This window comes from Bacillus sp. ME78, assembly GCF_903970865.1.
Lineage (GTDB): Bacteria > Bacillota > Bacilli > Bacillales > Bacillaceae_G > Bacillus_A > Bacillus_A cereus.
The window spans coordinates 115,940-128,147 of sequence record NZ_CAJCKK010000015.1; the positions used below are offsets into that span (position 1 = coordinate 115,940).

Sequence of the window (12,208 nt, forward strand, 5' to 3'; positions counted from 1 at the left end):
GGGGCAACATGAAAAAAATAGGTGTAGGGATTGTAGGATTTGGTTTTTCTAGTACGACATTTCATATCCCACTATTACAAACAATAGAAGAATATAATATTCGTGCTGTATTATCCTCAAAAGAAGAGGTAGTAAAAGAAACATTACCAAACGCTAATGTTGTGAGTACAATTGATGAATTGGTGAAGCGAGCTGATGTTGACTTAGTTGTTATTACATCACCTAATACAACTCATTTTCCATATGTAAAAGAAGCAATTTTAAACGGTAAGCATGTTGTTGTAGAAAAACCATTTGTTGTTTCAATTGAAGAAGGGGAAGAGCTTATTTCATTAGCAGAGCAGCATAATGTAATGTTAAGCGTATATCATAATCGTCGTTTTGATAATGATTTCTTAACAATTAAGAAATTGTTAGGAGAAAACAGAGTAGGGAATGTATACGCATATGAATCAAATTTTGATCGTTTCCGTCCACATGTACGTGATCGATGGAGAGAAAAAAATCTACCAGGTTCCGGTATATTATACGATTTAGGATCGCATTTAATTGACCAAGCGTTATCAATATTCGGGAAACCAGATGCGATAAGTGCAGATGTAATAAAACAACGACCAGGTGCAGAGGTGGATGATTATTTCCACATAGTACTGCATTACGGAGTTAAACGTGTCATTTTACGTAGCAGCAGTTATGTGAAAAAAGCTGGACCGCATTTTATAGTGCATGGAGAGAAAGGTTCTATCGTGAAGTACGGTATGGATTCGCAGGAAGAGCAATTAAAAAGTGGAATGAAGCCAGGCAATAACGGTTATGGGGTAGACGATGAAGAGAATTTTGCTACTTTAGAAACAGAAGAAAGCTTAGAGCGTATTCCAACAGAAGTCGGTTGTTATGACAATTATTATAAAGGTGTACGAGATAGTATATTAAATGGTGAGGAACTACCTGTAACAGCAAAAGAAGGTTTAGATGTTATTAAATTGATTCAATTAGCGATTGAAAGTAGTGAAAAGGGTAGAGTTATTTCTATAAAATAAAAAAGACACGAAATTCGTGTCTTTTTTATTAGGAATATGTGAATATGATTAATTATTTAGTTTAGTCGTTTATCATACATTAATTGGATTTGTATGCCATAAGGATCTTCAATAATACCATATGCTTCACTAAATATATTTTTTTCTAGCGGAGAGATTATTTTCACATGCTCATCGGAAATTAAATTATTATAAAACCTTTGTATTTCTTCTAAATTAGCGCTTTGAATGCAAAGTGACATGTTATTTCCAACGTTATAACATTCATTATGCTTCATTGTATCTTCTGCTATCATTAGCTTTGTATTCCCAATTTGTAAAACAGAGTGAGCAATATGATCTTTATTTTCACTTGTAATTTTAAAAGAACTATCTCTTTTCGCCAGTTCTTCATACGTAACAATCATTAATTTTTTGGCTTCTAAATTACGTGTATAAAAGTTAATCGCCTTCTTTGCTTGCCCGTTCATTGAAAGAAAAATAGCTATTTCTAATGTCATAAATATATAACTCCTTTATTAGTTGATAATTATAATATAGATTAAAAAGGTTTCAATACATGATACCTTTTTGGGAGGGAAATATGAAAAAAACTGAACGAATAAATGACATGCTTATTTTCTTAAAGAATAAAAGATATTTTAATTTAAAAGATTTAATGACTAGATATGATATTTCTAAAAGTACCGCGTTGCGAGATATTCAATCATTGGAAGAAATAGGTGTACCCATATATTCTGAACTGGGTAGAAATGGAAGTTATAAAATTATAGAAAATAATGTGTTATCACCAATTTATTTTAGTGTGGATGAAATGTATGCGTTATACTTTTCAATTCTTACGCTAAATGGATACAAGACAAAACCATTTAATGTAGAAAGTATTGCGCTTGAAAATAAATTTAAACATGTATTACCTGATAATGTGAGTAAAAATATTTCAATCATGGAACTAACGCTTTCCTTTGAAGTAACAAATCATAGTAATTTTAGTCCGTTCTTAAAAGAAATTTTACAGGGGATTTTTGCTGAGCGAGTTTATCATTTAACATATTTAAAAAAAGGTGAGGAGAAAGCATTGGTTGCCCAATTTATTCGAATAGAATCTAAATTTGGCCAGTGGTATGCTAAAATCTTTAATTTTGAGACAAATAATGTTCAAATAATTAGATGTGATAAAATTCTTTCTATTGTGGAAACAAGCAATGTTCATCCAAAAAATCTTGAAGAATTATTAAGTTATCTTACTACTTTTCACAGGAAGCCTAATGCAATTGATTTTAGCGTCATTGTTAATCAAAAAGGAAAAGACATTTTTGATAAAGAGAATTACCCTTCCATGAGGTTGCAAAAGGAAAATGAAAATTACATTATAACAGGCTATTTTAACAAGCAAGAATCTGATTTTATTTCAAATTATTTTCTGAATTTCGGTGAAACGATTATTTCGATTCAGCCTGTTATGCTAAAAGAGTTAATCTATAATAAGGTGTTATCTATAAAGCAGCATTTAACTTCTTTAAGATAAAGTTAGTTTTAGCTATTTATTTGATATGAGAAAGCCCTTGAGATTTAAATATCCAAAGGGCTTTTTGGTGATTCTATTTGTTCTTTAGAAAAATTATTTTTTTGGGACGGACAGTCCATAAAAGAACATCGTAACGATATCTTGTATATGTTTTTCACGATCTCCTTCAAGAAGTTGTGCCCCAAAATCATCACCTAATTTAGTAAACATTTGAATGTAAAGTAACATCATTTCTTTAGTAAGGTGTGGATTAATTTCGTTTTTGCGCTGAGCTCGTTCTAATATTTCTAAATACCAGGGCAGGATTTTTTCATTTTGATAACTATAAATAAACTTACGGAGTTCTTCGTCCCTTTGCATCATTTGCAGTAACATATCAGGTTGAAATAACCCGCCAGTATTCATTTTTCTTACAATCATTTTTTGCATCATATCATGAAAAGGTAATTTTTCTTCTGCAAGCTCTTTATAATATTGAAATTCAGATATGATAAATTCTTGTATAAGCTCCCTAAATAACGCATCTTTACTTCCGAAATGATTATAAATTGTAACTTGAGAAACGTTTGCTTCTTTTGCGATATGTTCTATTTTCACTTCATTAAATCCGCGTTCTGAAAATAATACGAATGCTGCTTCTTTAATGGCACGCTTTTTCTTTTCTTTTACTCTTTCAAAGCCGTTCAATGCAATCACCTCACTTAAAATATACAAGAAAAAATAATGGAAAACAATAATTTTGAAATATGGACTAATAAATATTTCAAAAAGTTGTTGCGAATATGGAAGATGAGGAGTACAATAATTTTGAAATATCACATATTCAATATTTCAAAAAATGAGGTGGAATTATGATTTCAGTTCAAGATGTCACAAAACAGTTTTCGAATGGAAAAGGTTTGTTTCATATTACATTTGATGTAAAAGAGGGAGAAGTATTTGGTTATTTAGGACCGAATGGTGCCGGAAAATCAACGACGATTCGTAATTTAATGGGATTTATAAAACCGACAGCTGGTAAAGCGACAATTTTTGGATTAGATTGTTGGAATGAAGCAGCGAAAATTCAAAGGGAAGTTGGTTATTTACCGGGTGAAATTTCTTTTATTGAAGGAATGAACGGATTAGAGTTTTTAAAATTAATGCAGGGAATGCGTGGATTAAAGGATACGAAAAGACGAGATGAACTGATAGAGCGTCTGCAATTTGATGTGAAAACACCGATTCGCAAAATGTCTAAAGGAATGAAGCAAAAAGTAGGGATAGTCGCTGCATTTATGCACGATCCAGAGGTGTTAATTTTAGATGAACCAACATCTGGACTTGATCCACTTATGCAACAAGTGTTTATAGATTTAATATTAGAGGAAAAGCAAAGAGGAAAAACAATCCTAATGTCATCACATATTTTTACTGAAATTGAGAGAACTTGTGATAGAGTAGCTATTATTAAAGATGGTCGACTCGTAACGGTTGAAAATATTCACGATTTACAAAGTATGAGAAGACAGGTGATAGATGTAACAGTATCATCACAAGAAGAGATTGAGTCCCTTATAAAGTGTAATTTGCAATTTGAAGCGGTAAAAGGTAGAGAGGCATCTATCATTGTACAAGGAAACTATCAAACTGTTTTACAAACACTTTCAAACTATAATGTAACGGCACTTCAAACGAGAGCGATGGATTTAGAACATTTATTTATGCATTATTACGATAAGAAAGAAGGGGTAACGCATGAATAAGCAATTGTTTTTAGCTAGTTTGAAAGAAACACAAAAAAGTATTTTGAGTTATGCGTGTGGTGCGGCTTTATATTTGTGGTTATTAATTTGGATATTCCCGTCAATGGTATCAGCGAAAGGGCTAAATGAATTAATAGCTGCCATGCCTAATAGTGTGAAAAAAATTGTTGGTATGGAAAGTCCGATTCAAAACGTAATGGATTTTCTAGCGGGCGAATACTATAGTCTATTGTTTATTATCATTTTAACAATTTTTTGCGTAACAGTTGCGACACATTTAATTGCTCGTCATGTAGATAAAGGAGCAATGGCATACTTGCTAGCAACACCTGTATCTAGAGTGCAAATTGCTATTACACAAGCTACTGTTCTCATATTGGGACTACTAATCATTGTATCTGTTACGTATGTAGCTGGGTTAGTAGGTGCAGAATGGTTTTTACAAGATAATAACTTAAATAAACAATTATTTTTGAAGATAAATGTAGTCGGAGGGCTCATATTTTTAGTCGTTAGTGCTTATTCATTTTTCTTTTCTTGTATATGTAATGACGAAAGAAAGGCACTAAGTTATTCAGCAAGTTTAACTATTTTATTCTTCGTACTGGATATGGTAGGTAAATTAAGTGATAAGTTAGAGTGGATGAGAAATATATCATTATTTACGCTATTTCGTCCGAAAGAAATTGCTGAAGGAACGTATAATATATGGCCTGTAAGTATAGGTTTAACTGCTGGAGCACTTTGTATTTTCATAGTAGCAATTGTAGTGTTTAAGAAGAGGGATTTACCGTTGTAAAGTAGAAAGTCCACTGAAAAAGTGGGCTTTTTTGATTTGTAAATTTAAACTAGTATGTTTAGCGCATAACACTTATAAAGGATATTTATCTTTTGATTTACAAAAATATTCAAAAAAATGAACCTTTTCCTAGGCTCCTACGTCTAATACATGTAAAGTTAAATTTGAAGTGATGAAGTGAGGATGAAACAGGAGGAGCAATTGTGAAAGTAATCCCTTTATATAAAATGATTATAAAAGAAGAAACGGATGTTTCTTTGGCGAAAAAAGGTAATCATGAAGCCTTTATAGCGCTTATGCATACAGAAAAAGTGAAGATGTATCGAATAGCAAAGGCGATGTTACGTGATGAGACAAATATAGAGGATGCGATACAGACAACAATTTTAAAGGCCTATGAAAATATAAAAAAATTAAAAAAAGAAGAATTTTTTCAAACTTGGTTAATTCGAATACTGATAAATGAGTGTAACAATATTATTAGAGCGTATAAAAATGTAATTGTGACAGAAGAGAATGATTACAATATGAGTGCGTGTGATCAGTATGAAGATATAGATTTGTGTAATGCGATTCAATCGTTACATGAAGAATTAAGAGCTGTTACGGTGCTTTATTATTATGAAGATATGAATCAAGAGAGTATAGCAAAGCTGTTAGAAATACCGAAAGGAACAGTGAAATCAAGATTGTCACGCGCGAGGGAACAACTACAAAAACGATTAAAGATGGAATAGGGGGTGTAAAGGATGGATAATGAAAAATTATTTGATGAGAAATTAAAAAAGAGAATAAAAGATGAAAATGTTATAGTACCTCCAGAGTTAAATGAAAAAATTAATGGCACGCTACATAATCTTAAGGTAAAAAAGAAGAGTTACAAAATTCATATGATGATAATTAGTGCAGCGGTTTGTATACTTTCAGTGGTATCTATGTCTGAGTTTTCTATACAAAGTTTTGCGCAAAATGGTGGAGTATTTGAATATGTAAAGAAAAAAGCGTTTTCTGATTTTGAAAATGAAGAAGAAATAAAATCGAATGTACATTATCCAGATAAAGAAAAGATTCATCAAAAAATGCTAGATTCTATTGATTATTTTAAAAATATTTCAGGACAATTTGAGGAATATTCTAGCTCATCAAGAATTGCTACAACATATAAGTATGCGATTGATACGGAAAAACAAAGAGGTATCTCTTCGAAAGAAGATAAACTAGCGAAAAAACGAACAATTATATATAACGAGGGCAAGAAAAAAGAGTTTGATGATGAGAAGTATACCTATAAAGAGACAAAATGGAACCCGAAAGAAAGAAACAATGAACTATTAAAATTAAATCCTACGGAAAGGTTATTGAAAAAAGCAGGTGAAAAAAAGCGATATGATGATGAATATATAGGGCTAGCTAAATATAGTATTCAATCAGAATTCGCAGATTTGTTAATTCGATATAAAGATTGGAATTATAAAGAAACGAAATATCTTGGATTAGATTGTTACAAAATTGAAGGAGTCATCAACATAGAGATGCCTGTTAGCACCTCTGAAGATTTAAGAGGGAAATTCGAAATGGTTGTGGAGAAAAATACAGGGATTATGTTGAAATTTCTTAGTTTTCAAGAAGGCTTGATTCAATATTCAGTTACGACTGAATGGATACAAATAGATAAGGGATTGAAAGAAAGTATGTTTCAAAAGGATAGCGCTAAATATGAAAGAATGAAAAACATATTGGATGAATAGAAACAGGAGGAGAGTAAATGGAGAATCATTCATCTTTAAGAGAAGAGAAAAATAAGCAAAAATATAAAAAGAAAACGATAATAAGTTTACTACTGGCGGTATTACTATTTGGTGGAATTGGCTATGGAGCCTATGTATATATGAAAACTTCTAGTCTCGTACAAAAATCTAATTTGAATTTAGCACGAGGTGAAAAATCCAATTTACGTGAGAAATCTGTAAAGCCAATTGCAAATCATGTTTCACTTTTAATTATGGGAATTGATGAAAATCAAGAACGACAAAAGGAATATAATGGTGCATTTCATACAGATGCATTATTGTTAGCGACTTTTAATAAAGATGATAAAACAGTGAAATTAACGAGCATACCGCGTGATACATATACATATGTTCCAGTTGAAAAGAAAAAAGATAAAATAACCCATGCATATGGAAGTGGTTTCGTTAAAAATGGTACAGATGGAGGACCGCAAGCTTCTGTGGAAGCGGTAGAAAAATTGTTACAGGTGCCCGTTGATTATTTTGTGAAATTTAATTTTGGTTCCTTTACTAAAATTGTTGATGGGTTAGATGGTATTGAAGTGGATGTCCCGGTTGAATTTACGGAGCAAAATAGTAAAGATGAACCTGATGCGATTCATTTGAAAAAAGGATTACAAAAATTAAATGGCGAAGAAGCACTTGCACTAGCAAGAACGCGCCATATTGATAGTGATGCAATGAGAGGACAGCGCCAACAACTTGTTATTGAGGCGATTTTAAGTAAATTAAAAAGTGTAGGATCGATTACGAAGCTAGAAAAAATAGTTGAGGCGGTTGATAGTGATTTTAAAACAAATTTAGTAATGGATGATATTTTATCTTTTTATAAATACGGTTTAAACGGTTCAGTTGAAAAAATACAATTAGCTGGTGATGATTTATACTTACCTAATGGCCCAAACGGGCAACGTGTATATTATTATAATCCTAATAAAAAAGATCTACAGAGTTTGAGTAATACTCTTAGAACACATCTAGGGTTAAGTGAAAAGCAAATTGAGGAGAATTAAAGCAGACGAAATGTCTGCTTTTTTATTTTTGTAGAAAAGAGGTTTGTTACGATATACATTATTTATTAACAATAATTTACAAGTTATTTTATAGTGAAGGGATATAAAGACTATTAAATCAATACATAGAATTCCATGAGGTATAGTGTTTCGAAAGGTTAAGTAATTTTTATGAATATTACTGTAAAAAAATAATTTTTTAAAAATTTTCAATAATAACACTTTACAAAACTCAAAAAATTAGTAGAATAATAGTTAATAAGAATCTTCTGATAAATATATAAAGAAAAACAGAATTATCAGAAAATTCTTAAATGAGAGCGTTAAGAATTAGGGAGGGTACAGAAAGTGAAAAAGAAAAAAATGAAAAAACTAACAGCGGTTGTAGTACCAGTTTTAGCAATGAGTATGGCATTAACAGCATGTTCTACATCAGGTGGAGATAAGAAGACAAGCACAAATTCTAGCTCTGGTGGAGATAGTAAATCAGAAGGAAAATTAGCAGCAAAACAAGTACTAAATCGTACTGAAACAAATGAGATTCCAACAATGGATACTTCTAAAAATACAGATACATTAGGTTCTCAAATTTTAGGGAACACAATGGAAGGTTTATATCGATTAGATAAAGATAACAAACCAATCCCAGCTGCTGCAGAATCAAGCACGAAGAGTGAGGATGGTAAAAAATATACATTTAAACTACGTAAAGATGCAAAATGGTCAAATGGTGATCCTGTAACAGCGAAAGATTTTGCATATGCATGGCAACGCTTATTAGATCCAAAAACAGCTGCTGAGTATGCATTTATTGCATTTCCAATTAAAAATGCGGAAGCGGTGAATAAAGGTGAAAAACCTGTAGCAGAGCTAGGAGTAAAAGCGGTAGATGACTATACGCTTGAAGTTGAGTTAGAACAAGCAGTACCATACTTCTTAAACTTAGTAGCGTTCCCATCGTACTATCCATTAAATGAGAAGTTCGTAAAAGAAAAAGGGGATAAATACGGTTTAGAGTCTGATACAACAGTATATAACGGACCGTTCGTTCTTACTGATTGGAAGCATGAGCAAGGTTGGAAATTAAAGAAAAACGACCAATATTGGGATAAAAAGACTGTAAAACTAGATGAAATTAACTATAGTGTAGTAAAAGAAGTAGCTACAAGAGTAAATTTATATGATACAAATGCAATTGATTTTGCACTTCTATCAGGTGAATTCGTTGATAAGTATAGAAATAATAAAGAAGAGTTTGGCACATATTCACAAGTAAGCACATACTTCTTACGTCTGAACCAAAAACGTGGCGGACAAGATACACCGTTAAAGAGCCAAAAATTACGTGAAGCAATCGCGCTTTCTATTGATAAGAAAAATCTATCAAATGTAATTTTAAATGATGGATCTAAACCTGCGGACTTCTTAGTACCAAAAGGATTAGCAACCGGACCGGATGGTAAAGATTTCCAAGAAACATTTAAAAATGGTATTAAGCCAGATGCGAAAAAAGCAGCAGCTGCATGGAATGAAGCGAAAAAAGAACTTGGAAAAGACCAAGTTACAATTGAGCTATTAAACTATGATACTGGTAATGCGAAAAAAGTTGGAGAATATGTAAAAGACCAGATCGAGAAAAACTTAAAAGGTGTAACAGTTAATATTAAACTTCAGCCATTCAAACAAAAGTTAAAATTAGAAACAGAGCAAGATTATGATTTATCATTTGCTGGTTGGGGACCTGACTACGCTGACCCAATGACATTCTTAGATATGTTCCAGTCTAATCATTCTCATAACCAAATGAGCTTCGCTGATTCGAAGTATGATGATATGATCAAAAAAGCTGGCGGAGAATTAATGGGTGACGCGAAGAAACGTTGGGAAGAGCTAGGAAAAGCTGAGAAATTACTTCTTGAGCAAGATGTAGCGCTTGTACCTTTATACCAACGTGGTGATGCATATGTTCAAAAACCAAATGCAAAAGGTATCGTTCACCATAACATCAGTCCAGAGTATAGCTTCAAGTGGGCATATATGACTGAAAAAGATGGAAAATAATTTTTAAACAGTAATGTTATCTTTAAGTGGATGTATACAAGTTTCTTAGCTTATTTTGTAGTGAGAAACTCGTACAATAGAAAGATAAATGATAGAGCATTCCAAAAGTAGACTATTTACTTTTGGAATGCTCTTTTTATTATGAGATTACATGTAAATAAATCGATAGATGTAAGGAAGAATTTGTATCATGACAATTGTAAAAAATACGTTTTACTATAATAAAAAAATAATTTTTAGAATATTTTAAAAATAACTTTACAAAAGCGAAAAAATTAGTAGAATATTAATTAATAAGAATTTTCTGATAACTAGTTATTAGAAAGTCTATCAAAAATGGTTTCGTACATATAATTGGGGAGGGTACAAAAATGAAGAAAAAGATGAAAAAGTTCACGGCGGTTGTAGCGCCAGTTTTAGCAATGAGTATGGCGTTGACAGCGTGTTCTGGATCTGGTGGGGAGAAGAAATCAACTACGACGTCTAGTGGTGGTGGGGAAGAGAAAAAAGCTGAAATTAAATATGCAGCGAAACAAGTATTAAATCGTACAGAAAATCAAGAAATTCCGACGATGGATGTTTCAAAATCTACTGATACATTAGGTTCTCAAATTTTAGGGAACACAATGGAAGGTTTATATCGATTAGATAAAGATAATAAGCCAATCCCAGCTGTGGCAGAATCTAGTACGAAAAGCGAGGATGGCAAAAAATATACATTTAAACTACGTAAAGATGCAAAATGGTCAAACGGTGATCCTGTAACAGCGAAAGATTTCGTATACGGATGGCAGCGCTTACTCGATAAAAATACAGCTGCAGAATATGCGTTTATCGCTTTCTATATTAAAAATGCAGAAGCAATTAATAAAGGTGAAAAACCTCTAACAGATTTAGGAGCAAAAGCGGTAGATGATTATACACTAGAAGTAGAATTAGAAAAGCCAGTACCGTATTTCTTGAATTTAATGGCATTCCCATCGTACTATCCTTTAAATGAAAAGTTCGTAAAAGAAAAAGGAGATAAGTTCGGTTTAGAAGCAGATACAACGTTGTATAACGGACCGTTCGTTATGGCGTCATGGAAACATGAACAAGGATGGCAATTAAAGAAAAATGATCAGTATTGGGATAAAAAGACTGTGAAATTAGAAGAAATTAACTATAGTGTAGTAAAAGAAGTTGCGACGAAAGTAAACTTATATGATACAGGATCAATTGATTTTACACTATTATCAGGAGAATTTGTTGATAAATATAAATCGAACAAAGAGGAGTACGGTGAGTATTCAGAAGCAAGTACATTCTTCTTACGTTTAAATCAAAAGCGTAACGGACAAGATACACCGTTAAAGAGCAAAAAACTACGTGAAGCAATCGCATTATCAATTGATAAAAAAGGTTTAGCGAACGTTATTTTAAATAACGGTTCAAAAGCAACAGATCAATTAGTACCAAAAGGGCTTGCGACAGGGCCTGACGGTAAAGATTACCAAGATACATTTAAAAATGGTCTAAAATATGATCCGAAAAAAGGTGCAGCAGCTTGGGAAGCAGCGAAAAAAGAACTTGGAAAAGATCAAGTGACAATTGAACTACTAAGCTATGATGATGGAACTGCGAAAAAAATTGCTGACTATTTTAAAGATCAAATTGAGAAAAACTTAAAAGGTGTAACGGTTAACACGAAAATTCAGCCGTTCAAACAAAAACTGAAATTAGAGTCAGCGCAAGATTATGAAGTTTCATTTGCAGGTTGGAGCCCAGATTATTCGGATCCAATGACGTTTATTGATATGTTTGAATCGAAGAGCCCATATAACCAAATGAGTTATTCGAATCCAAAATATGATGAAATGGTAGCGAAAGCAGGTAATGAATTATTGTCTGATCCCAAGAAGCGTTGGGAAACGTTAGGAAAAGCAGAGAAATTGTTCCTTGAAGAAGATGCAGGATTAATTCCTTTATATCAAACAGGTAGAGCGTATGTAATGAAACCGAATGTTAAAGGAATTGTGAAACATAACATCAGTCCAGAATATAGCTTTAAGTGGGCTTATGTAACAGAAGAGAAATAATAAAAAGGAGCGTTTTAAAGGTAGATAAATGAAGTGACCCCTAAAAGTTAGACACGGTTATTTCATTAGGCAGCTTGATAAAAGTGAGTCCGGTATTGTACTGGGCTCATTTTTAATTTTGCCTTAATCCGTTTCGTATTATAATAATCTATAT

General features: G+C 32.2%; 12 protein-coding genes. 9 read left to right on the plus strand and 3 right to left on the minus strand.

Going from position 1 to position 12,208, the window contains the following annotated elements:
• Window positions 1-8: 8 nt before the first annotated feature.
• Window positions 9-1,040 (plus strand): oxidoreductase, encoded by a 1,032-nt coding sequence (locus H6481_RS17535; RefSeq protein ID WP_182812490.1) that lies wholly within the window; start codon window positions 9-11, stop codon window positions 1,038-1,040.
• Between the two features lie 56 nt (window positions 1,041-1,096).
• On the opposite strand, the gene H6481_RS17540 is transcribed toward H6481_RS17535, so the two are convergent.
• Window positions 1,097-1,540 (minus strand): VOC family protein, encoded by a 444-nt coding sequence (locus H6481_RS17540; protein WP_069356070.1) that lies wholly within the window; start codon window positions 1,538-1,540, stop codon window positions 1,097-1,099.
• A 59-nt stretch (window positions 1,541-1,599) separates the two neighbouring features.
• Between H6481_RS17540 and H6481_RS17545 the strand changes: the two genes are divergently transcribed.
• A complete protein-coding gene (locus tag H6481_RS17545; protein ID WP_182812493.1) occupies window positions 1,600-2,568 on the plus strand; it encodes a WYL domain-containing protein in 969 nt (322 codons plus the stop codon).
• 93 nt (window positions 2,569-2,661) lie between these two features.
• On the opposite strand, the gene H6481_RS17550 is transcribed toward H6481_RS17545, so the two are convergent.
• Window positions 2,662-3,264, minus strand: coding sequence for a TetR/AcrR family transcriptional regulator (locus H6481_RS17550; protein ID WP_146632306.1), 603 nt, complete (start codon window positions 3,262-3,264; stop codon window positions 2,662-2,664).
• 155 nt (window positions 3,265-3,419) lie between these two features.
• Between H6481_RS17550 and H6481_RS17555 the strand changes: the two genes are divergently transcribed.
• The 7 genes from H6481_RS17555 (at window position 3,420) to H6481_RS17585 (ending at window position 12,054) form a co-directional block, all read left to right on the plus strand.
• Window positions 3,420-4,313: an ABC transporter ATP-binding protein gene (locus H6481_RS17555; RefSeq protein WP_023522720.1), complete on the plus strand. Its 894-nt coding sequence runs from the start codon at window positions 3,420-3,422 to the stop codon at window positions 4,311-4,313.
• Window positions 4,306-5,112, plus strand: coding sequence for an ABC transporter permease subunit (locus tag H6481_RS17560; RefSeq protein WP_182812496.1), 807 nt, complete (start codon window positions 4,306-4,308; stop codon window positions 5,110-5,112). The genes H6481_RS17555 and H6481_RS17560 overlap by 8 nt, the downstream gene beginning before the upstream one ends.
• A 203-nt stretch (window positions 5,113-5,315) precedes the next feature.
• The gene (locus H6481_RS17565; RefSeq protein WP_023522718.1) at window positions 5,316-5,849 is read left to right on the plus strand and encodes a sigma-70 family RNA polymerase sigma factor; all 534 of its coding nucleotides are present in this window, start codon (window positions 5,316-5,318) and stop codon (window positions 5,847-5,849) included.
• 12 nt (window positions 5,850-5,861) lie between these two features.
• Window positions 5,862-6,860, plus strand: a complete 999-nt coding sequence (locus tag H6481_RS17570; protein WP_000368239.1) for a hypothetical protein — start codon at window positions 5,862-5,864, stop codon at window positions 6,858-6,860.
• A gap of 17 nt (window positions 6,861-6,877) precedes the next feature.
• Window positions 6,878-7,915: an LCP family protein gene (locus H6481_RS17575; RefSeq protein ID WP_000427599.1), complete on the plus strand. Its 1,038-nt coding sequence runs from the start codon at window positions 6,878-6,880 to the stop codon at window positions 7,913-7,915.
• A 348-nt stretch (window positions 7,916-8,263) separates the two neighbouring features.
• Window positions 8,264-9,976: a peptide ABC transporter substrate-binding protein gene (locus H6481_RS17580; RefSeq protein WP_000727535.1), complete on the plus strand. Its 1,713-nt coding sequence runs from the start codon at window positions 8,264-8,266 to the stop codon at window positions 9,974-9,976.
• Window positions 9,977-10,347: 371 nt separating this feature from the next.
• A complete protein-coding gene (locus H6481_RS17585; protein WP_182812499.1) occupies window positions 10,348-12,054 on the plus strand; it encodes a peptide ABC transporter substrate-binding protein in 1,707 nt (568 codons plus the stop codon).
• Window positions 12,055-12,119: 65 nt separating this feature from the next.
• Here H6481_RS17585 and H6481_RS17590 read toward each other — a convergent pair.
• A partial coding sequence (locus H6481_RS17590) for an IS3 family transposase (protein ID WP_139358419.1) occupies window positions 12,120-12,208 on the minus strand: 89 nt, incomplete at its 5' end.

Excerpts from the sequence above, each read along its gene's own strand:
- H6481_RS17560 (WP_182812496.1), top strand. The coding sequence starts at position 4,306 with ATGAATAAGCAATTGTTTTTAGCTAGTTTGAAAGAAACACAAAAAAGT.
- H6481_RS17540 (WP_069356070.1), bottom strand. The coding sequence starts at position 1,540 with ATGACATTAGAAATAGCTATTTTTCTTTCAATGAACGGGCAAGCAAAG.
- H6481_RS17575 (WP_000427599.1), top strand. The coding sequence starts at position 6,878 with ATGGAGAATCATTCATCTTTAAGAGAAGAGAAAAATAAGCAAAAATAT.
- H6481_RS17585 (WP_182812499.1), top strand. The coding sequence starts at position 10,348 with ATGAAGAAAAAGATGAAAAAGTTCACGGCGGTTGTAGCGCCAGTTTTA.
- H6481_RS17570 (WP_000368239.1), top strand. The coding sequence starts at position 5,862 with ATGGATAATGAAAAATTATTTGATGAGAAATTAAAAAAGAGAATAAAA.
- H6481_RS17535 (WP_182812490.1), top strand. The coding sequence starts at position 9 with ATGAAAAAAATAGGTGTAGGGATTGTAGGATTTGGTTTTTCTAGTACG.
- H6481_RS17555 (WP_023522720.1), top strand. The coding sequence starts at position 3,420 with ATGATTTCAGTTCAAGATGTCACAAAACAGTTTTCGAATGGAAAAGGT.
- H6481_RS17545 (WP_182812493.1), top strand. The coding sequence starts at position 1,600 with ATGATACCTTTTTGGGAGGGAAATATGAAAAAAACTGAACGAATAAAT.